The sequence below is a fragment of the Oceaniradius stylonematis genome, from assembly GCF_003149475.2.
GTDB lineage: Bacteria > Pseudomonadota > Alphaproteobacteria > Rhizobiales > Rhizobiaceae > Roseitalea > Roseitalea stylonematis.
Genome location: NZ_QFWV02000002.1, coordinates 250,228 through 272,730, shown reverse-complemented (window position 1 = coordinate 272,730; position 22,503 = coordinate 250,228). Strand labels below are relative to the sequence as shown.

At 64.9% G+C, this 22,503-nt stretch carries 20 protein-coding genes; 11 read left to right on the top strand and 9 right to left on the bottom strand.

What is annotated here, in order from left to right; translation table 11 throughout:
• Positions 1-11: 11 nt before the first annotated feature.
• Positions 12-524 (bottom strand): hypothetical protein, encoded by a 513-nt coding sequence (locus tag DEM25_RS02755; RefSeq protein ID WP_109767079.1) that lies wholly within the window; start codon positions 522-524, stop codon positions 12-14.
• Positions 525-771: 247 nt separating this feature from the next.
• Between DEM25_RS02755 and DEM25_RS02750 the strand changes: the two genes are divergently transcribed.
• From DEM25_RS02750 to DEM25_RS02730, 7 genes are all read left to right on the top strand, one after another.
• Entirely contained in the window at positions 772-1,470 is a 699-nt protein-coding gene (locus DEM25_RS02750; protein WP_147393262.1) for a DUF8692 domain-containing protein, read from the top strand.
• A gap of 90 nt (positions 1,471-1,560) precedes the next feature.
• Complete coding sequence (locus DEM25_RS02745) at positions 1,561-3,285, top strand: class I adenylate-forming enzyme family protein (protein WP_120222620.1); 1,725 nt, start codon at positions 1,561-1,563, stop codon at positions 3,283-3,285.
• Positions 3,282-5,144 (top strand): class I adenylate-forming enzyme family protein, encoded by a 1,863-nt coding sequence (locus DEM25_RS02740; protein WP_109767082.1) that lies wholly within the window; start codon positions 3,282-3,284, stop codon positions 5,142-5,144. Before DEM25_RS02745 ends, DEM25_RS02740 begins: the two co-directional genes overlap by 4 nt.
• A gap of 6 nt (positions 5,145-5,150) precedes the next feature.
• On the top strand, positions 5,151-5,285 hold the full coding sequence (locus DEM25_RS18280; protein ID WP_281004522.1) for a hypothetical protein: 135 nt from the start codon (positions 5,151-5,153) through the stop codon (positions 5,283-5,285).
• 25 nt (positions 5,286-5,310) lie between these two features.
• A complete protein-coding gene (locus DEM25_RS02735) occupies positions 5,311-6,459 on the top strand; it encodes an MBOAT family O-acyltransferase (RefSeq protein WP_109767083.1) in 1,149 nt (382 codons plus the stop codon).
• Between the two features lie 17 nt (positions 6,460-6,476).
• On the top strand, positions 6,477-6,614 hold the full coding sequence (locus DEM25_RS17710) for a hypothetical protein (protein WP_158585143.1): 138 nt from the start codon (positions 6,477-6,479) through the stop codon (positions 6,612-6,614).
• A complete protein-coding gene (locus DEM25_RS02730) occupies positions 6,601-7,737 on the top strand; it encodes a hypothetical protein (RefSeq protein WP_109767084.1) in 1,137 nt (378 codons plus the stop codon). The genes DEM25_RS17710 and DEM25_RS02730 overlap by 14 nt, the downstream gene beginning before the upstream one ends.
• 10 nt (positions 7,738-7,747) lie before the next feature.
• On the opposite strand, the gene DEM25_RS02725 is transcribed toward DEM25_RS02730, so the two are convergent.
• The 3 genes from DEM25_RS02725 to uvrA form a co-directional block, all read right to left on the bottom strand.
• Entirely contained in the window at positions 7,748-8,554 is an 807-nt protein-coding gene (locus DEM25_RS02725; RefSeq protein WP_109767085.1) for a DUF72 domain-containing protein, read from the bottom strand.
• Positions 8,555-8,615: 61 nt separating this feature from the next.
• Positions 8,616-10,376 (bottom strand): DUF3422 family protein, encoded by a 1,761-nt coding sequence (locus DEM25_RS02720; RefSeq protein ID WP_109767086.1) that lies wholly within the window; start codon positions 10,374-10,376, stop codon positions 8,616-8,618.
• A 47-nt stretch (positions 10,377-10,423) separates the two neighbouring features.
• Positions 10,424-13,354: an excinuclease ABC subunit UvrA gene (gene uvrA / locus DEM25_RS02715; RefSeq protein ID WP_109767087.1), complete on the bottom strand. Its 2,931-nt coding sequence runs from the start codon at positions 13,352-13,354 to the stop codon at positions 10,424-10,426.
• A gap of 308 nt (positions 13,355-13,662) precedes the next feature.
• Here uvrA and ssb point away from each other — a divergent pair, with 308 nt between their 5' ends.
• Together ssb and DEM25_RS02705 are read left to right on the top strand one after the other, a co-directional pair.
• The gene (gene ssb / locus DEM25_RS02710) at positions 13,663-14,190 is read left to right on the top strand and encodes a single-stranded DNA-binding protein (RefSeq protein ID WP_109767088.1); all 528 of its coding nucleotides are present in this window, start codon (positions 13,663-13,665) and stop codon (positions 14,188-14,190) included.
• Positions 14,191-14,203: 13 nt separating this feature from the next.
• Positions 14,204-14,638 (top strand): hypothetical protein, encoded by a 435-nt coding sequence (locus DEM25_RS02705; protein ID WP_245412732.1) that lies wholly within the window; start codon positions 14,204-14,206, stop codon positions 14,636-14,638.
• Between the two features lie 23 nt (positions 14,639-14,661).
• On the opposite strand, the gene DEM25_RS02700 is transcribed toward DEM25_RS02705, so the two are convergent.
• Positions 14,662-15,288 carry a MarC family protein gene (locus DEM25_RS02700; protein ID WP_109767089.1) on the bottom strand — a complete coding sequence of 209 codons (627 nt, stop codon included), beginning with the start codon at positions 15,286-15,288 and terminating at the stop codon, positions 14,662-14,664.
• A 296-nt stretch (positions 15,289-15,584) separates the two neighbouring features.
• Between DEM25_RS02700 and gyrA the strand changes: the two genes are divergently transcribed.
• The gene (gene gyrA / locus DEM25_RS02695) at positions 15,585-18,305 is read left to right on the top strand and encodes a DNA gyrase subunit A (RefSeq protein WP_439650646.1); all 2,721 of its coding nucleotides are present in this window, start codon (positions 15,585-15,587) and stop codon (positions 18,303-18,305) included.
• 6 nt (positions 18,306-18,311) lie between these two features.
• Complete coding sequence (locus tag DEM25_RS02690) at positions 18,312-18,941, top strand: LysE family translocator (RefSeq protein WP_109767091.1); 630 nt, start codon at positions 18,312-18,314, stop codon at positions 18,939-18,941.
• 9 nt (positions 18,942-18,950) lie between these two features.
• Here the strand turns inward: DEM25_RS02690 and DEM25_RS02685 are convergent, their stop codons facing one another.
• From DEM25_RS02685 to trpD, 4 genes are read right to left on the bottom strand one after another with little or no spacing between them, the layout of a single operon-like run.
• Positions 18,951-20,168 (bottom strand): molybdopterin molybdotransferase MoeA, encoded by a 1,218-nt coding sequence (locus DEM25_RS02685; protein WP_109767199.1) that lies wholly within the window; start codon positions 20,166-20,168, stop codon positions 18,951-18,953.
• Positions 20,168-20,665 carry a cyclic pyranopterin monophosphate synthase MoaC gene (moaC, locus tag DEM25_RS02680; protein ID WP_109767092.1) on the bottom strand — a complete coding sequence of 166 codons (498 nt, stop codon included), beginning with the start codon at positions 20,663-20,665 and terminating at the stop codon, positions 20,168-20,170. Before moaC ends, DEM25_RS02685 begins: the two co-directional genes overlap by 1 nt.
• 1 nt (position 20,666) lies before the next feature.
• Positions 20,667-21,473: an indole-3-glycerol phosphate synthase TrpC gene (gene trpC / locus DEM25_RS02675; RefSeq protein ID WP_109767093.1), complete on the bottom strand. Its 807-nt coding sequence runs from the start codon at positions 21,471-21,473 to the stop codon at positions 20,667-20,669.
• Positions 21,474-21,476: 3 nt separating this feature from the next.
• Positions 21,477-22,493, bottom strand: coding sequence for an anthranilate phosphoribosyltransferase (gene trpD / locus DEM25_RS02670; protein WP_109767094.1), 1,017 nt, complete (start codon positions 22,491-22,493; stop codon positions 21,477-21,479).
• Positions 22,494-22,503 lie beyond the last annotated feature (10 nt).

The window sequence follows — 22,503 nt, the reverse complement described above, 5'->3', positions numbered from 1 at the left end:
GTCCGTCCGCGTCAGTGCAGCCTTGCGGCGAGGGGACGGCCGCGATGCGCGGACGTGTCCAGTGCACCGTGAATGCGCCGCGCCGGCATTGGCAGCAGGGTCTTTCCCAAACTGCGCATGATCAGCGCAAATTCGCCGGCCGCCAGGGCGACCGCATCGCAGCGACTGGAGCAGGTGAGCGCGCGCAGACACAGTTCGGCCGCCTCGCTGTCGCCATTCTGGATGGCCGAGACGAGGCCAAGGATCAGCATTTCGTCGCGGCTGAGGTCGCAGGGACCGGTGTTGGCGGCGCGCAATGGGCAGACGGCGCACAGTCCGAGCGCGGTTGCGAATTGCTCGAGAGCGACGGCAGCGGTCCGCGCCTGGGTTTCGGTCAGTTCACGCTTGAAAAGTGCGAGAAGCGGCTTGTCGCCGGCGGCGGTTCCCGAGGTCCACTGGCGCAGGCCGTCAACGACCAGTCGCTCCGCCGGACCGATCAGCGGTCTGGCTGGGGACAGGTGGCCAATGTCGAGCGGTGCGCTCACGGCAATCTCGGGTCCTGAAAAGGTGATATTCGGAGTCAATATATGACGCGGCCTTAAACTGGTGTCAAATACTCTAGTTTTTAACGATTCCAAACTGCCGCGCGCGACCGCGCGGCGCCATTCTCGGCGCCGGGCGGATCTCGGTCCCTCGCTCTTCAGGGCTTTTTAAGATCACCATGGCAGGATTGCCCGATGCTGCGGGGGTGTGCCGAACGGCGCGGTCCTGCCATCGATCGGGGACCACGGCATGACGACGCACGATTGGAGACTGTATCTGCCCGTTGCGGCCGCTGCCGGTCTGGCCCTGGTCGCAGCCATGCAGCCGCTCGTCGATCCGCGCCTTTTGTTTCTCGATCCGATGATTGCCGGCGTCGTGTCCGGCGATTGCTGCCGCTCCTGGTACGGCTTCATGTCGACGCTCGGCGTCCTGATGTGGGTCGCAACCGGTGCGGTCGCGTTGTTTGCCGCAATGCTGCTCAGGCGCATCGACCGCGGTTCCGGGGCGTGGATGCCCTTGTTGTTCGCCGGTCTCATCAGCCTCTTTTTCGGCATCGACGACGTCTATCTCGTCCACGAAAACGCCGCGCCGAAGCTCGGTGTGCCGCAGATTGCCGTCCTGCTTGGCTATGTGTCCATGGCAATGGCCTACATGGTCCTGAGCTGGCGCCGCATCCTCGCTTTCAACCCGGTCCTGTTCCTGCTCGCGGGCGGGCTGCTCGCCATGAGCCTGGCGTTCGACGTCTTCGGCATCGAAGGCAGCGTGGCGACGATCGTCTGGGAGGACGGCGCCAAGTTCGCCGGCATCGCCGCCTGGGCCAGCTACCATCTGGGCTTTGCCGCGCGGGCTTTGCGCACCGCCATGAGCGCGCCTGCCCGAGCCGGACAGCCCGTTGCCCGCCCGTTCGAGCCGGCGTCGTCGGCTTCGCGGGTTTACCGAACCAGTTAACCAGCGCAGCGTTTTTCAGCCTCTTCCCTTAGGTCATCGGATGCCAATCGCGTACATTGAAGGTCGGGTACGGAGGGGAAAGTGCGTGCGATGACCGCATCGGTAACGCAGCGGAACAGTCACACCGATGACAATGCGCCGGCGCCGCGGGATCTGGCGCTCGACTATTGGCGCGCGCTTGGCGCGCCGCGCCATCGCATCGCGCGGGCGCTGCATTGCGATGAAGCCGACATTGCCGGCAGCGCGCCCGAAACCGCCGGCTTGCCGGTCGCTGTTTCCGCCGTGCCTTGGGCACAGCGCACCGCCAACGCGCTGATCCGCAAGGGCCTGACGCGGCCGCCGACCGAGCAACTCGTCTTCGCCGCAGGCGAGGGCGCGCTGACCGCGGGCGATGTGGCGGCCATCGTAGGACGCGTGTGCGCCGGGCTCGCGGCGCGCGGGGCCGGCAAGGGCACCCGCATCGCGGTCGACGCGACGCAGCGGCTCGAATCCTATCTCGTCACGCTCGCCGCGCTCCTTCAGGGCGCGACAGTCGTGCGCCTCGGCGACACGGTCGGGCCAAAGGCGCTGCGCGCCATGATCGAGGCCGCGCCCGCCATGCTGACCTTTTCCGACCGGCTCGATGTCATCGGCGACAGGATCGAAGCGGGCGAGGGCGTGCCGCTCGATGCCTTCGCCGAGTTCGCCGGCGCCTGCCCCGATCCGTCCGACGATTTCTGGTCGGCGCTTCCGACGGTGACGCCCGACGATGCCGCCTTCGTCGGCTTTACAAGCGGGTCCACCGGCGCGCCCAAGGCGATGCAAACCAGCCATGAGGCGGTGTTCCGGTCGACCGAGATCGCCCAGCGCGCGTTCGGCTTCGATGCGTCCGACATCTTCTGCACGCCAACCGATTTCACCGCGCTCAGCGCGTTCCGGTCGCTGGTGACGCTGCCGTTCGCCAGCGGCGGACGGGTCGTCATTCCCGACGCCGAGGCCCGCGACAACCCGATCGCGCTGGCGCTTTTGTGCGAACGCTATGGCGTGACGCAGCTGACCGCGGTTCCGGGCGTGCTGCGCGCCTTCGCCAAGGCCGGCGCACGAGTGACGCGCGAGGAACTGGCGTCCGTCCGCACCGTCTTTTCGGGCTCGGGCGTTCTCGATTTCGCCACCGCCGATCTTCTCCGCGAGCGCTTTTCGCTGCCGGTCGTCGACTATTATGGCGGACGGGAATTTGCGACCGCCGCCTATTCCGATCCGGACACGCCGCACACGATGAGCGCCGGCGGCGGATTTTTGCGCGATTGCTTGGCCATTCTCGTCGATGACAATCGCCAGCCCGTGGCACCGGGCGAGGTCGGCGAGATCGTCGTCCATTCCGATTGCATGACGCTGTCGCCGCTGGCGTCGATCGAGACAAAAGGAAAATGGGCCGGCTGGCATTTCACCGGCGATCTGGGGCGCTTTCTGCCGGGCGGCCGGCTAGAAATCGTCGGCCGCCAGAAGGACATCATCAAGACCGCCGAAGGCACGCTCGTCAGCCCGGCCGAGATCGAGGGCGCGCTGAACGCGCTCGACTGGGTCGCCGAGGCCTGCGTCTTTTCCTGGACGGACGCGCACGGGATCGAGCGCATCGGCGCCGCGATGGTCGGTGCACCCGCCGACATCGACGCCGAGCGGACGGCAAAGGCGGCAATCCATGACGCGCTCGGCCCCTACAAGACGCCGGCGCGCATCCTCGTCCTCGACGAGCTGCCGAGGCTGGGCCGGGGCAAGCCCGACAAGGCCCGCCTGCGGCAGCTCCTCACGCAAACCGAGAAGGCATTGTCGCCATGAACCAACAGCCCCTCGATCTTCGTGGCCCGCTCACCGGTCTTCTCGACCGGGCGGCGCAGTCGGCCGATGCGAACAAGCCGTTCATGGTGGTCGACGGCAAGCCGTTGACCTATGGCGCGTTCACCGACCGGGTCGCACGGCTGATTGCGCTGTTTGGCGCCAAGGGGCTTTCGCGCGGCGATCGCGCCGGCATCGTCACCGACGATGCGGCCATGGCCGCCGCGCTGATCGTCGCGGCCCTTCGGGCGGGCGTCGCAATCGTCAATTTCAACCCGGCCATGACGCCGCCCGAGCGCGCCAACGCGCTGGCGGCGACCGATCTGGCGCATCTGTTCATCGACCGGCTGATGTTCGATGCCGGCCCGCTGCCGGCCGGCCTGGCCCACACCGTCATCGAGCCGGACACCGGCGCCGGCGGGCTGATCGGCAAGCTTTTGATGCGCGGCGCGAAATCGGCCGGCCCGTCCGGTCTGGCCGGCGAACTGGCTGCCATCGAGCCGGCGCCGATGCCCGCGCCCGTGCCCGCCGACGCGATCGGCCTGATGCTGTTCACCTCCGGTACGACGAGCGCGCCCAAGGTCGTCCAGCTCAGCCACGCCAATCTCGCCGCGCAGCTCGCCACCTTCTTCAAGGTCTATGATTACGACGCCGACAGCCGCATCCTGAACCCGCTGCCGATGCACTTCACCGACGGCATCCTGCACGGACCGCTGATCGCCTTCATGACCGGCGCGACGCTCTACCGGCCGCAGCGCTTCAACGTGCAGGAACTGGGGACGTTGCTCGACAGCGTCTATCGGGACCGCATCACCCACTTCAATCTCGTGCCGGCCATGCTGTCGCTGATGGATCGGCTCGGCGAGGCTTATCGCGACGCGCTCGCGACGCCGGATTTCCGGTACATCCGCTCGAGCGGCGACCGGCTGCCCGAAGCGCTCTGGCGCAGCGTCCAGGACCGTTTCGGCGTCAAGATCATCAACACTTACGGCCTGTCGGAGACGGTGTGCGAGGCGCTTTATTGCGGGCCGTCGGACGACACCTTCCGCATCGGCACGATCGGCAAGCCGGTCGACTGCGAGATCCGCCTCGTCGGCGAAGACGGCAAACCCGCCGCGCCGGGCGAAGCGGGCGAACTGATGATCTGCGGCACCAACATCATGGCCGGCTATCTGAACCGGCCGGACCTGACATCGGACGCCATCGACGGTGGCGGCTGGTTCCGCACCGGCGATCTTGCGACGATCGATGCGGACGGGTTCGTGACCATCACCGGGCGCAAGAAGGCGCTGATCATTTCGGGCGGCGCGAACATCCAGCCGCAGGAGATCGTCGATGCCATGCTGACGCACGAGGCGGTCGCCGAAGCGCACGCGCTGGGCATGCCCGATCCGGTCTGGGGCGAGCGGGTCGTCTGCGCCATCGTGCCGCGCCCGGGGCATGAGGCGCCCGACCAAGACGCGCTGACCGCCCATGCACGCGGTCTTTTGAGCCCCAACAAGGTGCCGCGCGCCTTCAAGGTGATCGAGGCCTTGCCGCGCAATCCGGCCGGCAAGGTGCTGGTCGACCGGCTTCAGGCATCGTTCGGGACCGACGGCGCCACCGAGGGCGAGGCGCAAAGCGGATCGCTGGAGGATCGCGTGATGGCGCTCGCCGCGCAGGTCTTTGTCTGCGAGCCCGCCGATCTGCGCCTGACGAGCGAACCGCGCTCGACCTTCGGCTGGGACAGTTTCGCGCACCTGACGCTGATCAGCGAAGTGGAGCGCGCGTTTTCGGTCACACTGTCGGCGCGCGATGTGCTGCGCGTGACGACGCTCGGCCATCTGGTCGAGATCTTGGAACAGCACCGGGCCGGGGGCTGATGGGTGATGGACCGCAACTCCCGCACGCCGCGCCTTGCCGCCCACTACCGGCCGGCGCCGCCCATCGTCTGGCTGCAGGCTTTTCTGATCGCTTGCCTTGCCGCCGTCGCTGCCATTGCCGTTCTTTTGATCGTCCGCTGACGCCGGCGCAGACCGCAGAGCGGCCATGAGCTATCTGTCGATCACATGGCTGTTCTGGATGTGGCTGACCGTGTCGGTCTACTGGCTGGCGCCGCGCACGGCGCGCCAGTTCGTGCTGATGGCGATCACGGTGATTTTCCTTGCCAGCCGTTCGCCGGATTCGGCGATCCTGCTGCTGCTCTTCACCGCGATCACCCATCTGGCCGGCAACATCGCCGCGCCGACATTCCGGCCGGTCGCGGCTGCGATCATCGCCATGCTGGGCGTGCTCGGCTATTACAAGATCACCCAGCCGGTGAATCTGGACAACCTGCTCGACACGGTCGCCATCCCGCTGGGCCTGTCCTACTACACGTTCCGCTGCATCCACTTTCTGATGGAGCGCTACAAGTCTGCGATCCCGCGCGCCGGCGCCCATGAACTGGCCGGCTATCTTCTGTTCCTGCCGACCATCGTCGTCGGCCCGATCAACCGCTTCGACGACTACCGGCGCGACCTCAACCGGCAGCGCTTGGACCCGGCGCTGATCTCCGAGGGCGCCGAGCGCATCCTTTACGGCTATGCCAAGATCGTCATCCTCTCCAACTTCCTGACCGAGGGCGTGCTCGGCGACTACATCGCCACGTTCGACGATCCTGCCGCGCAGCACGTCATCTATCTGGAAATCGTCCAGAACGGGCTAAACCTCTACTTCCAGTTCTCGGGCTATTCGGACATTGCCATCGGCTTTGCGCGCCTGCTCGGCTACCGGGTGATGGAGAACTTCAACTGGCCCTATCTGCAGCCCAACATCTCGGCCTTCTGGCGGTCGTGGCACATCTCGCTGTCACGCTGGTGCCGCGACTATGTCTATTCGGTCGTCGTCGCCCAGACGCGAAGCCCGGCGCTCGGCGCCATGGCGACGATGATCGCCATCGGCCTGTGGCACGAGATCTCGCTGCGTTTCCTCTTGTGGGGCGCCTGGCACGGGATCGGGCTGATCGTCTGGCAGAAGAGCCAGGGCTGGACGACGCGGTTCGAGCAGGCGCTGCCGGAAAGCGCGCTGCCCGTGCTGCATGTGGCCAAGGTCGTCTTCACCGTCCATTTCGTCTGGCTCGGTTTCGTCATCCTGACCGCCGGCACGCCGGGCGCCGCGCTTGAAACCTATGGCCGCCTGTTTGGCCTGATCGACTGAGAGGAAAGGGCGCCATCATGTACGGCCTGCTTCTGACCCGCTTCTCACCGCGCACCGCCGGGTGGCTGTGCGCGATCTGGTATGTCGCGCTGCTCGCCGGCATCGTCATGCTCAGCGTCGAACCGCCGGCGGATTTTCGTTATGCGCGCTATTGATCTGATCGACGGCGCCTGGCTTGGGCGGTGGCTCGGCCGGTTGACCGAACGCCAGACCGAGATCGCCTTCGGCGCCGGCACGATGCTGGTCGTGGTCTTGGGACTTGTCGCCGGCGAGGTTCTGGCGCGCAGCTATGACGCGCTGCGGGCTCCGCCGCCGGGGTTCGACTGGTATGCGCTGATGGACGCCATGCAGCCAGGCGACGAAGGCGCGCCGCCGCGCTTTGCCCCGGGCACCGAAGCGGGCGGCATCGCCATCAACGCGTTGGGATTTCGCGGGCCCGACATTGCGGCCGACAAGCCGGAAGGCACGATCCGTCTGGCCTTTCTGGGCGATTCCAAACTGTTCAGCGCCGAACATGCCGAAGAGGAGATGATCGCCGCGCAGGTGACCGACCGGCTGGCCGCCCGCGCGCCGGCCTGCCGCTTCGATCAGGTGACCGTCGCCGGCCCGGCCTATACGATGGATCATCTGGCGCAACTGGTGCGCACCGATGTCGCACCGCTTGACCCCGACGTGCATGTGGTGCTGTCGGGTTCGATGCGCGACGTTCTTCACCTGCACGCCGAGGCCGATGCGCGGGGCGGCTACACACTTCATTATCCTTGGCTGGTGCTGCAATCGCGGCTTGCCGACAAGCTGTTCCGCGCTTTTCATCTGGCACGCCAGGAACGCCAGGCACGGCATGAGGGCCCCAAACCGGACGGGGAGTTGGCCGACATCGCGCAGGCCTTCGACGGGCCGGCGGGTCGCCTTGCCGATGCCATCGGCCAAACCCCGGTGCTGGCGATCGGCTATCGCGGCCAGTTGCGCGAAGGGCTGCCGCTCGACGAGCAGATGGCCCATACGCGGCAATTGCGGCACGAGACGCGCGGGCTGGGCGCGCGTGACCTTGCCCGGCTGAACACGCTGTTGGTGACGGCCCAGGACCAAGCGGCGCAGCGCCTTGGCTGGACCTTCATCGATCCGATCGCCGACATCGCGCCGGTCGCCGAGAACTTCACCGACCAGTCGCACTTCTCGCGCCGGGGGATCGCACAACTCTCCGATGCGGTCGCAGACGCGCTGCTGCCGATGCTGGCCGATCAGGGCATGGCATGCCTTGGCGGGGAAGCCGGCTAGCCGCGATGCCTCAGGCGTCGTCGTCCACCAGCCTTTGCAGCGCCATCGCGCCGGCGGGCGCGCGGGATTTGCCGCTGGAAATCAGATAGGCGAAGACATCGCGCGGGCGGTTTTGCGCAGACGTTTCGGGCGCGGTCAGCGGCAGGTCGTCGGGCGCTTCACCTTGCGACCATTGCCGCAGGCGTTCGGCCCATGCCGACAATTCGTTGCCGCCATAGCAGGTCTCGATATCGTCCGAGCCGGTCTGCAGCCGCACATAGGCGAAATCGGCGGCGACATCCCAGATCGCGGGGTAAGTCTCGTGCAGCGCGCCGACGATGGCGATGCCGTGGCTGCGGGCCAGTGCGATGAATTCCGGCACCTGAAAGCTCTCGTGGCGCACCTCGACCGCATGGCGCAGCGCCACGCCCTCCTGTTCGCGCGGCAGCATGTCGAGAAAGGCGCCGAGATCGTCCGGATCGAATTTTTTCGTCGGTGCGAACTGCCACAGGATCGGGCCGAGCCGGTCGCCCAGTTCGGTGACGCCGGTGGCAAAGAACCTGTCCATCGACTCGCCCGCCTCGGCCAGCACCTTGCGGTTGGTGACGAACCGGTTGCCCTTGACAGCGAAGACAAACCCGTCCGGTGCCGCCGCCGCCCATTTGGCGAAGGTTTCCGGCTTCTGCCCGCGATAATAGGTGCCGTTGATCTCGATCGTCCGGAGCTGGCGGGACGCGTAGTCGAGCTGGTTCTTCTTCTTCACCTCGGGCGGATAGAAGGTCTGGTTCCACGCATCGAACGTCCAGCCGCCAATGCCGGCGCGGATGGGCATGGCCATGAACTCCTTTCGCTGAAGTAGACCGAGACAAGATCGACAAAGCACCGCTCACCTCTTTAATCTATTCGTCTTCTGACGACAGGGACCGCCGGTGCGATATCCGTCGATAGTTGAACCAAGCTATGCCGAGACAAAGCGATCCGAACAGGCAAAAGCCAAGAAGCGAGTTTTCCTTATCATTATAAAATTCTTTAAATAGAAACATGCTTTGAAGGAAACTCAAATGCGACAACGATTTCATAATATAATAAACAACATATCCCCCATAGTATCCGACAGCAATTAATTCAATCACGTGTTGAACCTTATGAGAATCGTGAATTTTTTTCTGGATCTTTTCGATACTTTTCGTATTCCTTTCAAAACCACTGAATCTAAGAATATTTGACTTTCTTTGAATTTTATTTCGTAGCGATTCTAACCGGTCACCGACTCGGCCGATGAAATCATATGCCGAGTAAAGTCTTCGACGAACAAATTCATCGTAAGGTTGCCAGCCTTCTATTCTTAAAACTCTTAAATCGTCAACTATATTCTTGAACGAAGAGGCATGAAATGCTGATCTGTATACACGATACATTAAACCCCCATATAATTCTGCTCCTACTTCGTCGATTTCTCGACTGAGATTTCTTAACGCTTCCTCATTATCCGCTTCATCGACTCTCCGACCAATTCGACGAATCTCGAGGCTGCTCTTCCGAATGCGTTGTAGATCCCGCAGGGCGAGTAAACGGGCGGTTCCGAGAGTATTTATCCGTTGTACGAGCCGACCGATTTGCCATCGATTAATGTCGGCTACCGACACGGCAAAGACGACGGGAACGGTTATGGATCGGTTGGGTACACGATTGCCAGCTACAACAGTAGAGCCCAGTGGCGAAACGTAAACGGCTCGCCGACCGATCATGGTACAGGCGATCAGCTCCCGCATGTGGAGGCGTGGATCGCCGAGCACGAAAATCGGCAATAGCCGGTCTAGAGCATCAGCTTGCGTTTGTTGCGTGAAGCGCTTTCCGTTGTTTCGTGCTTGCCGGTGGCGACTTTTCTCGCCCAAGTCAAAAGTTCCCTCATCGAGGTAGGGAAGAACAATTCCACGAAAGTCGGCAAATACCCTAAGTTCGGAATTCGCCCAGCATTCGAAGTCGTTGAACAATTCTTTACCCAAAGTATTCCAGAATTCATCCTGAAAGAAGTTTCGCGAGTTGATGGCAGCCTGCCGACCTTTTTCATCTTTGTTGCCGGAGACGTACTGAAAATATGAACCGAAATAGAGATCGGCTTGGGCGCGTAGACTGGATTGGCTGGATTCATCAAATAGCCGAAAATGATCGGGCATCGGATTCTTGTCTGGCGGTCTCTTTGAAAAATCAGCAATGACCGTAACCGTAATGTAGTCGCTATGCACTTCTACGATCAGCTTAATGAGGATACCGCTGTAGACACAAAATAACGTCTCAGTGTCGGTGGCCGACCAATCCTCATTAGCTGAGCTTAGAGTTTCGCCTTCTGCCACGCGTCCTGAAGACAGTGGAACTGCCGATTTTGCGGGGGGGAAGTAGATGCTTTCGTCGCCTGCGTCTGCCGAGCCGCCAGCCACGCATCGCTTGTCGATTTCGTGCAAGATTTGCCGGGCATTTTCCAAGATGATGCGGCGTACGTTGCGGTCTTCCTGATGGGGCGGATCAATCGGGTTTTCAACGAACATCCCGAGATGCCAGACTAGGCTCGGTGCACCTACGGCGACAGCGCCCCTCTTGTGGGCTTCGTCTCCCAATTCTGAGTATTCTCTTGAATAAACAAGCCGTCCGAATGCGCCCATTACTCGACTTCAAAATTTCTCTAAACGAAAGTCAACATGTAAGTTACCTACTCCGCTGCCTCGACGCGCTTGACCGGGCGGCGTTCGAGAAGCTCCCTCAGGAACTGGCCGGTATAGGAGCGGTCGGCTGCCACGATGTCCTCCGGCGTGCCCTCGGCGACAATCTCGCCGCCACCGTCGCCGCCCTCCGGGCCCAGATCGATGACCCAGTCGGCGGTCTTGATGACCTCCAGATTGTGCTCGATCACCGCGACCGTGTTGCCCGCATCGACCAGTTCGTGCAGCACTTCCAAGAGCTTGGCCACATCGTGGAAGTGCAGGCCGGTGGTCGGCTCGTCGAGAATGTAGAGCGTGCGGCCGGTTGCCCTGCGCGACAGCTCCTTGGCCAGCTTGACGCGCTGCGCCTCGCCGCCCGACAGGGTCGTCGCCTGCTGGCCGACCTTGATATAGCCGAGGCCGACGCGCTCGAGCGTCGCCAGCTTGTCGCGCACGGCGGGCACCGCTGCGAAGAACTCCACGCCTTCCTCGACGGTCATTTCCAGAACGTCGGAGATCGACTTGCCCTTGAATTCCACCTCCAGCGTCTCGCGATTGTAGCGCTTGCCGTGGCAGACATCGCAGGTCACGTAGACGTCGGGCAGGAAGTGCATTTCGATCTTGGTGACGCCGTCGCCCTGGCACGCCTCGCAGCGTCCGCCCTTGACGTTGAAGGAAAAGCGCCCGGGCTGATAGCCGCGCGCCTTCGCCTCGGGCAATTGGGCGAACCATTCGCGGATCGGCGTGAAGGCGCCGGTATAGGTCGCCGGGTTCGAGCGCGGCGTGCGGCCGATCGGCGACTGGTCGATGTCGATCACCTTGTCGATATGCTCGAGCCCCTCGATCCGCTCATGTTCGGCGGGGGCCTCGCGGGCGCCGTTGATGCGCCGCGCGGCCGCCTTGTAGAGCGTTTCGATCAGGAAGGTGGACTTGCCGCCGCCCGAAACGCCGGTGACGCAACTGAAGGTGCCGAGCGGCAACGCCGCCGACACGTCCTGCAGATTGTTGCCGCGCGCGCCGACGACCTTGATCGCCCGGTGTTTGAGGTCTACCGGACGGCGCTCTGCCGGCACGGCGATGCCCTTGGCGCCCGAAAGGTACTGGCCGGTGAGCGAGGCGGGATTGGCCATGATCTCGGCCGGCGTGCCCGACGCCACGATGTGGCCGCCATGGATGCCGGCGGCCGGGCCGATATCGACCACATGGTCGGCGGTCAGCACCGCGTCCTCGTCATGTTCGACGACGATGACCGTGTTGCCGAGATCGCGCAGATGGCGCAGCGTTTCCAGAAGCCGCGCATTGTCGCGCTGGTGCAGGCCGATGGACGGCTCGTCCAGCACGTAGAGCACGCCCGTCAGGCCCGAGCCGATCTGGCTGGCAAGGCGAATGCGCTGGCTCTCCCCGCCCGACAGCGAGCCCGAGCCGCGCGACAGCGTCAGATAGTCAAGGCCTACGTCGTTGAGGAATTTCAGCCGGTCGCGGATCTCCTTGAGGATCCGCACCGCAATGGCGTTCTGCTTGTCGTTGAGCGCGTCCGGCAGGTCGGCGAACCAGTCCTTTGCCGCGCGGATCGACATGGCCGAGACCTGCGAGATGTGCAGCCCGTCGATCTTCACCGCCAGCGCCTCGGGCTTGAGCCGGTGACCGTTGCAGACCGAGCAGGGGTTCTGCGCCATGTAGCGCTCGATCTCCTCGCGCATCCAGGCCGAATCCGTCTCGCGCCAGCGGCGCTCCAGATTGCCGATCACGCCCTCGAAGCTTTTCCTCGCCTTGTAGGTGCGCAGCCCGTCATCATAGGAGAACTCGATCTCCGCGCCGCCGGTGCCGTAAAGGATCGCGTTCTGGCTCTCATCGGTCAGGTCGGCCCAGGCATCGGTCAGCTTGAAGCCGTAGGCCTTGCCGAGCGCGGTCAGCGTCTGCGTGTAATAGGGCGACGGATTTGTCGACTTCGACCAGGGCGCGATCGCTCCCTTTTTCAGCGTCAGGCCCGGATCGGGGACCACAAGCGACGGGTCGACGCCCTGTTCGGTGCCGAGGCCATCGCAATGCGGGCAGGCGCCGAACGGGTTGTTGAACGAGAACAGGCGCGGCTCGATCTCCGGAATGGTGAAGCCGGAGACGGGGCAGGCGAACTTTTCCGAAAAGACGATCCGCTCATGGGTGTCGTTCTTGGACTTGTTGGCCGAACCCTGACTGGTCTCGGCGTCGGGCAGGGGCCTGTCGGCATATTCGGCGACCGCCAGCCCGTCCGACAGGCGCAGCGCCTGTTCGAGCGAATCCGCCAGCCGCGCGGCCATGTCCTCGCGCACGATGACCCGGTCGACCACCACGTCGATATCGTGCTTGAACTTCTTGTCGAGCGCCGGAACGTCGGCGATCTCGTGGAACACGCCGTCCACCTTGACCCGCTGGAAACCCTTCTTCATCAGCTCGGCCAGTTCCTTGCGGTACTCGCCCTTTCGCCCGCGCACGATGGGCGCCAGCAGATACAGCCGCGTGCCTTCCTCGAGCGCCAGAATGCGGTCGACCATCTGGCTGACCGTCTGGCTCTCGATCGGCAGGCCCGTGGCCGGCGAGATCGGCACGCCGACGCGGGCAAACAGAAGCCGCATGTAATCGTAGATCTCGGTCACCGTGCCGACCGTGGAACGCGGATTGCGGCTGGTCGTCTTCTGCTCGATGGAGATGGCCGGCGACAGACCGTCGATCTGGTCGACATCGGGCTTCTGCATCATTTCGAGGAACTGGCGCGCATAGGCCGAGAGGCTTTCGACATAGCGGCGCTGGCCCTCGGCATAGATCGTATCGAACGCCAGCGAGGACTTGCCCGAGCCCGACAGGCCGGTCATCACGATCAGCGCGTCCCGCGGCAGGTCGAGATCGACGTTCTTGAGATTGTGCTCGCGCGCGCCGCGAATCGTGATGAATTTCTGGTCGGTCATGAAAGTCTGTTCGGGTGTGATGGTCCTGCCGATGCCGGCGCTGGAAAAACGATCCCTAATGTAGGCCCCTAAGGCGCCATGTCGACCCGCCCGTGACGATATGCTGACAGGAAACACCGCATCTGTGGATCACCGGGGCGGTTGACATTGCGTTTCCGCCAAAATAGAACAAAAAGGGAACTTATTGCAAGCGTCGCACGTTACGCGGGGCGCGCCCGGAAAAGTCCCTGTGGACAGCGGGCGGCCGTCTTCATCGGCCGTGCGCGAAGGCCTAGGATGCGCCAAACAGGCATTGGAGTGCGAACATCATGGCAGGCAGCGTCAACAAGGTTATTCTCGTCGGCAATCTGGGGGCGGACCCGGAGATTCGGCGGCTGAATTCGGGCGATCCGGTGGTCAATCTGTCGGTGGCAACGTCCGAGACATGGCGCGACAAACAGTCGGGCGAGCGCCGCGAGCGCACCGAATGGCATCGCGTGGTGATCTTCAACGAGAATCTCGCCAAGGTGGCCGAGAACTATCTGAAGAAGGGCGCCAAGGTCTATATCGAGGGCCAGCTGCAGACGCGCAAATGGACCGACCAGAACGGCCAGGACAAATACACGACCGAGATCGTGCTGCAGCGCTTCCGCGGCGAATTGCAGATGCTCGACAGCCGCGCCGACGCCGAAGGCGGCTATGGCGGCCGCGGGCAGGGCGGCGGCTATGGCAATGACCGCGTCGGGCAGGGCGCCGGCGGCATGGATCGCGGCGGCGGTCAGCAGGGTGGCGAGCAGGGCGGCCAACAGGGCGGCAACGACTTTGTCCGCGATCTCGATGACGAGATTCCGTTCTAGGACCCGCAATACCGTGCGCGCCGAGGCGGGATCGGGCTTCGCCTTCATGCCGGTGGCGCGGGAGTTCGCGCTCAGGCCGCTGTTCGCCGTCAGCGTTCTGGCGCTTTTGCTTGCCATGTCCGCGATGGCGCTTGCGGGCGAAGCCGATGTGGTCGGCGTCGAGGCGCGCCAGGCCGACAGCGGCACATGGCGGTTCGACGTGACCGTCGCCCACGCCGACGAGGGCTGGGACCATTATGCCGATCTGTGGGAGGTCGTCGGCCCCGACGGCGCGGTGCTTGGCAGCCGCGTTCTGGCGCATCCCCATGTCGACGAGCAGCCCTTCACCCGCTCGCTGTCCGGCGTGTCTATCGACGGCACCATCGGATCGGTGACGGTGCGCGCCCGCGACAGCGTGCACGGTTTCGGCGGTGCGGAGATGAATGTCGATCTCGACGCGCTGCGCTGAGCCAAGGCCGAACGGGCAGGCGGTCAGGCGGCCATCAGCGTCCTGACGCCGTCGGCGACGAACTGCACGGCCAGCGCCGACAGGATGACGCCCAGAAGCCGCGTCAGCACCGACCGGCCCGTTTCGCCCAGAAGCCGGTCGACCCGTTCGGCCAGGATGAAGATTACCCAGGTGACCGCCAGGATCGCGGCGACGATGCCGATCAGCGCGCCGCGTTCGACCGGACCGGCGAAATCGCCCGACAGAAGCACCAGCGCCGAGATCGCGCCCGGCCCGGCGATCAGCGGGATGGCCAGCGGAAAGACCGCGACCGAGCGCACCTGATCGGCGGAGATCGCCCGTTCGGCGGTGTTTTCGTGCCGTTCCTGCCGCTTTTCAAAGATCATCTCGAAGGCGATCCAGAACAGGAGCAGCCCGCCGGCGACGCGGAAGGCCGCCAGCGTGACGCCGAACAGGTTGAGGATCGCCGTGCCGAGAACCGCGAACAGCACCATGATCACGAAACCGATCAGAATGGCGCGCGTGCCGACCTCGCGGCGCTGTGCACGGTCCATGCCGCCGGTCACCGCCAGAAACAGCGGCGCCAGCCCCACCGGATCGATGGTGACGAGCAGCGTCACCGTCGCATTGATGATTAGGTCCGCGTCCATGGCGATCGCCTACACCGGGGACTGCGCGCCGGCAATCGAAATCCCGCTCCGCCGGCGATCCGTGCCCATGGCCGGTCACGGCGCGAAACCCGCGTTTTCATCTGTGTGCGAGCGCTTGCCCAACTGCCTGTGAAAAAGCGCCCAAATATCTTGGAAATCTTGGTTTTTGGCGCTTCAGGCACTATGTTCAGCGGAACGATTCTCACACGGGAAACCAGCGTTTGAACGACGAGACACCCCCCGGCGCCGATGGCGGCGCCGGAGACGGCATCGAGCCGATTTCCATCCTCGAGGAGATGCAGCGGTCCTATCTCGATTACGCGATGAGCGTGATCGTCAGCCGGGCGCTGCCGGACGTGCGCGACGGGCTGAAACCGGTGCACCGGCGCATTCTCTATGCGATGCATGAGAGCGGTTATCACTGGAACCGCAAATATGTGAAATCCTCGCGCATCGTCGGCGATGTGATGGGTAAATATCACCCCCATGGCGACTCCGCGATCTATGACGCGATGGTGCGCATGGCGCAGGACTGGTCGCTGCGTGTGCCGCTGGTCGACGGGCAGGGCAATTTCGGCTCGATCGACGGCGATCCGCCGGCGGCGATGCGCTACACCGAGTCGCGGCTGCAGAAGGTCGCCCACGACCTGCTCGAGGACATCGACAAGGACACTGTCGATTTCCAGGAGAATTATGACGGCTCGGACTCCGAGCCCGCCGTCCTGCCGGCCCGCTTCCCCAACCTTTTGGTCAACGGCTCGGGCGGCATCGCGGTCGGCATGGCGACCAACATTCCGCCGCACAATCTGGGCGAGGTGATCGACGGCTGCATCGCGCTGATCGACAATCCGGCGATCTCGCTGATCGAGATGATGGCGCACATTCCCGGCCCCGATTTCCCGACCGGGGCGATCGTGCTTGGCCGTTCGGGCATCAGGAGCGCCTATGAGACCGGGCGCGGCTCGATCGTCATGCGCGGCAAGACGCATATCGAACAGCGGTCGGGCGACCGCGAGTCGATCATCGTCACCGAAATTCCCTATCAGGTGAACAAGGCCTCGATGATCGAGAAGATGGCCGATCTGGTGCGCGACAAGCGCGTCGAGGGCATCTCCGACATTCGCGACGAGAGCGACCGGCAGGGCTATCGCGTGGTGATCGAGCTCAAGCGCGACGTCAACGCGGACGTGATCCTCAACCAGCTCTACCGCTTCACGCCGCTGCAGACCTCGTTCGGCGCCAACATGGTTGCGCTCAATGGCGGCAAGCCCGAGCAGATGAACCTGCTCGACATGCTGCGCGCCTTTGCCGCCTTCCGCGAGGTCGTCGTCAGCCGCCGCACCAAATATCTGCTGCGCCGCGCCCGCGAACGCGCCCATGTGCTGGTCGGCCTTGCCATCGCGGTCGCCAACATCGACGAGGTGATCGCGCTGATCCGTGCCGCGCCGGACCCCGCGACCGCGCGCGAACAATTGATGACGCGGCGCTGGCCGGCCAAGGATGTCGCGCCCCTGGTGGCGCTGATCGACGATCCGCGCCACATGCTCAACGAGGACGGCACCTACCATCTGTCCGAGGAGCAGGCGCGCGCCATTCTCGATCTGCGCCTGCAGCGCCTGACCGCGCTCGGCCGCGACGAGATCGCCGACGAACTGAACACGATCGGCGAGCAGATCCGCGACTATCTCGACATCTTGTCGTCGCGCCAGCGCATCCAGCAGATCGTCAAGGACGAGCTTTCCGCCGTGAAAGACGAGTTCGGCACGCCGCGCCGCACCGAACTGGCCGAGGGCGGCCCGGACATGGACGATGAGGACCTGATCGCGCGCGAGGACATGGTCGTCACGTTCTCGCACCAGGGCTACATCAAGCGCGTGCCGCTCGACACCTATCGGGCGCAGCGCCGCGGCGGCAAGGGCCGGGCGGGCATGTCGACCAAGGACGAGGATTTCGTCACCCGGCTGTTCGTCGCCAACACGCACACGCCGATCCTGTTCTTTTCCTCGCGCGGCATCGTCTACAAGGAAAAGGTCTGGCGCCTGCCTGTCGGCACGCCGCAGTCGCGCGGCAAGTTCCTGCGCAACATGCTGCCGCTTGAGGCCGACGAGCGGATCACCACGATCATGCCGCTGCCCGAGGACGAGGAAAGCTGGGCCGATCTCAATGTGATGTTCGCGACGACGTCCGGTTCGGTGCGCCGCAACAAGCTGAGCGACTTCGTGCAGGTCAACCGCAACGGCAAGATCGCCATGAAGTTCGAGGATGGATCGGACGATGCGATCCTGAGCGTTGCGACCTGCTCGGAGGATGACGACGTTCTGCTGACGACCGCAAAAGGCCAGTGCATTCGCTTCCCGGTCACCGACATCCGTGTGTTTGCCGGCCGCTCGTCGACCGGCGTGCGCGGCATTGCGCTGGGCGCCGGCGACCATGTGATCTCGATGACGATCCTCGGCCACACCGAGGCGACGCCGGGCGAACGCACCGCCTATCTCAAGCGCGCCAGCGCGCTGCGCCGGGCCGATGACGGCGCCGAGGACGAGACCGCACCCGCCATCGCCGACGAGGAGGAGGGCGCGACCGACGTGGCGCTCGACGATGATCGCTTCAACGCTCTGGCGGCGCGCGAGCAGTTCGTGCTCACCGTCAGCGAGTTCGGCTATGGCAAGCGCGCCTCGTCCTATGATTTCCGCGTCTCGGGGCGCGGCGGCAAGGGCATCAAGGCGACCGACACCTCCAAGGCCGGTGACATCGGCGATCTCGTCGCCGCGTTCCCGGTCGACGATGGCGACCAGATCATGCTGGTGACGAATGCGGGACAGGTGATCCGCGTGCCGGTCGGGGGCATCCGCTTTGCCAGCCGGGCGACCAAGGGTGTGACGATCTTTTCGACGCGCGAGGGCGAAAAGGTCGTCTCGGTCGAACGCATTCCGGAAACCGAGAATGGCGATGGCGAAGATGATGAAGCCGCGCTAGAAACGGGTGCCGAAGACACGGTTGAAGGCACGCCGGAGTAAGCCGCCATGATCGACTGGCCGACCCTTGTCGCCTATACGCTTGCCTGCGCGCTGATCGTCATCGTGCCGGGGCCGACCGTCACCGTGATCATCGCCAATTCGCTGCGAACCGGCGCGCGCTCGGGGCTTGCCAATGTCGCGGGCACGCAGGCCGGCCTTCTGGTCATGATCGGCGTTCTGGCGCTGGGGCTCGAAACGGTCGTCTCGGTGATGGGCGAGATGTTCGTCTGGCTCAAGCTGGCCGGCGCGGCCTATCTGATCTGGCTCGGCATCAAGCTGTGGCGGTCGGACGGTTCGCTTGGCGATCCTGACGCGAAGGATGTGGCGGAGCGGTCGCTGCGCGGCTATTTCTGGCAGGGCTTCTTCGTCATCTGGTCCAACCCCAAGGCGCTGTTCTTCTTCGGCGCCTTTATCCCGCAATTCATCGTGCCCGAGGGCAATGCCGCGTTGCAGACGCTGCTGCTGGGCCTGATCTTCATGGCTGTGGCAACGGTGCTCGACGGCGCCTATGCGCTCGCCGCCGGCAAGACGGGGGGACTTCTGAGCCGCCGCAACGTGCGCATCCTCGAGAAGGTCTCGGGCACGTTCCTGATCGGCGGCGGCATCTGGCTGGCCCTGTCCAAGCGGACGGCCTGACGCCGGCGCTTAGCGCGGCTCGCGCAGCACGACGATCTCGACCGTTTCGCCCGCTTCCGCCGCTGGCGCGTCCGGCGCCCGGACGATCAGCGCGTCCGCCGCCGCATAGAGCCGGATGATCGAGGAATCCTGATTGTCGAAGGCCGTTGCGACAAGTGCGCCGCGCTCGTCCCGCTCAAGGCTTGCGCGCATATAGTGTTCGCGTGGGCCGGTCTTGCCGATCGGGGCGCCGAGCCGCGCCACTGTCCGCCGCTGGCTTTGCGGGCGGCCGCCAAGGGTCTCGAGCAGCGGCACGACAAACAGATGCGTGCAGACGAGGCTGGAAACGGGATTGCCGGGCAGGCCCAGCACGCGCATCGCGCCGAGCCGGCCGAACATCATCGGCTTTCCCGGGCGCATCGCGATCTTGTAGAAATCGAGGGTCATGCCGCGCCCGGTGAAGACCGGGCGGACGAGATCGTGATCGCCGACCGAAGCCCCGCCCAGCGTGATCAGAACGTCGCATTTGGCGGCGAGCGCCGCGTCCAGCCTGGCTTCGAGCGAGGCGGCGCTGTCGCGCGCAATGCCAAGGTCGATCACTTCGGCGCCGGCGTCGCGGGCGATCGCGGCAACGCCATACCCGTTGGATGCAACGATCTGGCCGGGCCCGGTCTCGTTGCCCGGAGCGACCAGTTCGTCGCCGGTGGCCAAAACGCCGACGATCGGGCGACGGATGACGGGCAGGCCGGCATGATTGCCGGCGGCGGCAAGGCTCAGATGGCCGGCATCGAGCACCGTGCCTTTTTCGAGCAGCACATCGCCTTCGGCAAAATCGAGCCCGGCAGGGCGCAGATAGCGGCCGGCCACCACAGGTTCCAGCGCGCGGATCGCCTGTTCGCCGGCGGGCTCGGCATCTTCCTGGATCAGGATCGCATCGGCACCGTCGGGCAGCGGCGCTCCGGTGAAGATGCGGACGGTCTGGCCGGGCTCCACGCGACCGGAAAAGACCTCGCCGGCGGCAACCGCGCCGATCACTTCCAGTGTTGCGGGCGTCCCGCCGACATCGGCGGCGCGCACCGCATAGCCGTCCATGGCCGAGGCGGTGAAGGGCGGCTGGGTGCGCAGGGCGGCGATGTCGTCGGCGAGAACGCGGCCCCTGGCGTCATGCAGCGCTACCGTTTCGGTTTCGAGCGCGCCTGCATCGGCGAGAAGCCGTCCAAGCGCGTCGGCGACCGGCATCATCGCCATCAGCGCTTGTCCGCCGCCGCATCCGGACGACGCCATTCGCCGGACTTGCCGCCGGTCTTTGAAAGAAGGCGAATGTCCTTGATCTCCATCGCCTTATCGAGCGCTTTTGCCATGTCATAGATGGTCAGGCAGGCGATGCTGACGGCGGTCAGCGCTTCCATCTCGACCCCGGTCTTGCCGGTCACGCGCACGGCGGCGCGCACGTCAAGGCCGCCGCTGGCCGGTTCGATTTCGACGGTCACCTTGGCGATCGGCAGCGGGTGGCACAGCGGGATCAGATCGGATGTCTTCTTGGCGGCCATGATGCCGGCCAGCCGTGCCGTGCCGATCACGTCGCCCTTGGCCGCATCGCCGGCAAGGATCGCGTCGAGCGTCGCCGCCGCCATCGCAACATGGCCTTCGGCGGTTGCCTCGCGCACGCTGTCGGCCTTGGCCGACACGTCGACCATGTGCGCGGCGCCGCTTTCATCGAGATGGGTGAGGGGCGCATCGCCCATCTCAGGCCGCCGCCGTCTGCCGCGCCAGAAGCGCCTTGGTCGCCGCCGTCACGTCGCTCTGCCGCATCAGGCTTTCGCCGACCAGGAACGTTGTGATGCCGGCGCGCGCCAGCCGCGCGCAATCGTCGGGCGCGAAGATGCCGCTTTCGCCGACCAGCAGCCTGTCATCGGGCACCATCGGCGCCAGATGCTCGCTGGTCGCAAGATCCACCTCGAAGGTGCGCAGATTGCGGTTGTTGATGCCGATCAGCTTTGAATCGAGGCGCAATGCGCGCTCCATTTCCGCGGCATCGTGCACCTCGACCAGCGCATCCATGCCCAGATCGAAGGCGGCCTGCTCGAGATCGCGCGCCAGCGCGTCGTCGACGCTCGCCATGATGATCAGGATCGCGTCGGCACCCCAGGCGCGCGCTTCGAGCACCTGATAGGTATCGAACATGAAATCCTTGCGCAGCGCGGGCAGGGCGGTTGCGGCCCGCGCCACGGTCAGAAAGTCCGGTGCGCCCTGAAACGACGGCGTATCGGTCAGAACGGAAAGACAGGCCGCGCCGCCCGCCTCATAGGCAAGGGCAAGCGCCGGCGGATCGAAATCGGCGCGGATCAGTCCCTTGGAGGGGCTGGCCTTCTTGATCTCGGCGATCAACCCGTAATCTCCGGCGGCGCTCTTCGCGCGCAGCACATCGGCAAAGCCGCGCGGCAGTCCGGCGTCGGCGATCCGGTCTTCGAGCGCCGATACCGATACGGTGGCCTTGGCTGCCGCGATCTCGTCGCGCTTGTAGGCTTCGATCTTGCGCAAGATGTCGGCCATGGCTCAGCCCTTCCCCGTCGAGATGGCGACGACCTTGTCCAAGACGGCTTTGGCGCTGCCATCGTCGAGTGCGGCCTGGGCCTTCGTCACGCCCTCGGCTATGTCGCCGGCAAGACCGGCCACCACCAGCCCGGCGCCCGCATTGAGGCAGGCAATGTCGCGATAGGCGTTGTGGGCGCCTTCGAGCACCGCGCGCAACGCCGCGGCGTTTTCGGCCGGTGCACCGCCCTTCAGGTCGTCGGGTCTGGCGCGCGGCAGACCGGCATCCCCGGGTGCAAGCGTGAAGGTATGCACCGCGCCGTCCCTGAGTTCGGCGACCATCGTCTCGCCGGCGGTGGTCAGCTCGTCCAGCCCTTCGCCATGGACCACCCAGACATGTTCCGATCCGAGCGCCTTGAGCACATGGGCGAGCGGTTCGACCCAATGGGGGGCGAACACGCCGACAACCTGCCGCGACGCGCTGGCCGGGTTCGACAGCGGGCCGAGCAGGTTGAAGATGGTGCGCGTGCCCAGTTCGACCCGGTAGGGGCCGACATGGCGCATCGCCGGATGGTGGACCGGCGCGAACATGAAGCCCAGGCCGGCCCCATCGATGCAGCGCGCGATCGTCGCCGGTTCGGCCTCGATGTCGACGCCCAGCTCGGCCAGCGCATCGGCGGCGCCCGATTTCGACGACAGCGACCGGTTGCCGTGCTTGGCGACATGGGCGCCGGCGCCCGCGGCGATGATCGCGGCAAGCGTCGAGACGTTGTAGGAGCCGGAGTTGTCGCCGCCCGTGCCGACAATGTCGATCACCGGCTTGTCGGTCTTCACCGGCCGCATCTTGGCGCGCATTGTGGCAACCGCGCCGACGATCTCATCGACCGTCTCGCCGCGGACCCTCAGACCCATCAGGAACCCGCCGATCTGCGCGGGCGTCGCATCGCCCGACATGATGATGTCGAAGGCCTGACGCGCCTCGTCGCCTGTCAGCGGATGGCCGTCGGCAGCCTTGGCGATCAGCGGTTTGATGTCGGCCATGTCGGTTCGC

Bases quoted from the DNA above. Each gene is read 5' to 3' on its own strand.
- DEM25_RS17710 (WP_158585143.1), top strand. From the start codon at position 6,477: ATGTACGGCCTGCTTCTGACCCGCTTCTCACCGCGCACCGCCGGGTGG.
- trpC (WP_109767093.1), bottom strand. From the start codon at position 21,473: ATGGCCGACATCTTGCGCAAGATCGAAGCCTACAAGCGCGACGAGATC.
- DEM25_RS02700 (WP_109767089.1), bottom strand. From the start codon at position 15,288: ATGGACGCGGACCTAATCATCAATGCGACGGTGACGCTGCTCGTCACC.
- DEM25_RS02750 (WP_147393262.1), top strand. From the start codon at position 772: ATGACGACGCACGATTGGAGACTGTATCTGCCCGTTGCGGCCGCTGCC.
- uvrA (WP_109767087.1), bottom strand. From the start codon at position 13,354: ATGACCGACCAGAAATTCATCACGATTCGCGGCGCGCGCGAGCACAAT.
- gyrA (WP_439650646.1), top strand. From the start codon at position 15,585: ATGCAGCGGTCCTATCTCGATTACGCGATGAGCGTGATCGTCAGCCGG.
- DEM25_RS18280 (WP_281004522.1), top strand. From the start codon at position 5,151: ATGGACCGCAACTCCCGCACGCCGCGCCTTGCCGCCCACTACCGGCCG.
- ssb (WP_109767088.1), top strand. From the start codon at position 13,663: ATGGCAGGCAGCGTCAACAAGGTTATTCTCGTCGGCAATCTGGGGGCG.
- DEM25_RS02740 (WP_109767082.1), top strand. From the start codon at position 3,282: ATGAACCAACAGCCCCTCGATCTTCGTGGCCCGCTCACCGGTCTTCTC.
- moaC (WP_109767092.1), bottom strand. From the start codon at position 20,665: ATGGGCGATGCGCCCCTCACCCATCTCGATGAAAGCGGCGCCGCGCAC.
- DEM25_RS02745 (WP_120222620.1), top strand. From the start codon at position 1,561: ATGACCGCATCGGTAACGCAGCGGAACAGTCACACCGATGACAATGCG.
- DEM25_RS02685 (WP_109767199.1), bottom strand. From the start codon at position 20,168: ATGGCGATGATGCCGGTCGCCGACGCGCTTGGACGGCTTCTCGCCGAT.
- DEM25_RS02720 (WP_109767086.1), bottom strand. From the start codon at position 10,376: ATGGGCGCATTCGGACGGCTTGTTTATTCAAGAGAATACTCAGAATTG.
- trpD (WP_109767094.1), bottom strand. From the start codon at position 22,493: ATGGCCGACATCAAACCGCTGATCGCCAAGGCTGCCGACGGCCATCCG.
- DEM25_RS02735 (WP_109767083.1), top strand. From the start codon at position 5,311: ATGAGCTATCTGTCGATCACATGGCTGTTCTGGATGTGGCTGACCGTG.
- DEM25_RS02730 (WP_109767084.1), top strand. From the start codon at position 6,601: ATGCGCGCTATTGATCTGATCGACGGCGCCTGGCTTGGGCGGTGGCTC.
- DEM25_RS02690 (WP_109767091.1), top strand. From the start codon at position 18,312: ATGATCGACTGGCCGACCCTTGTCGCCTATACGCTTGCCTGCGCGCTG.
- DEM25_RS02725 (WP_109767085.1), bottom strand. From the start codon at position 8,554: ATGGCCATGCCCATCCGCGCCGGCATTGGCGGCTGGACGTTCGATGCG.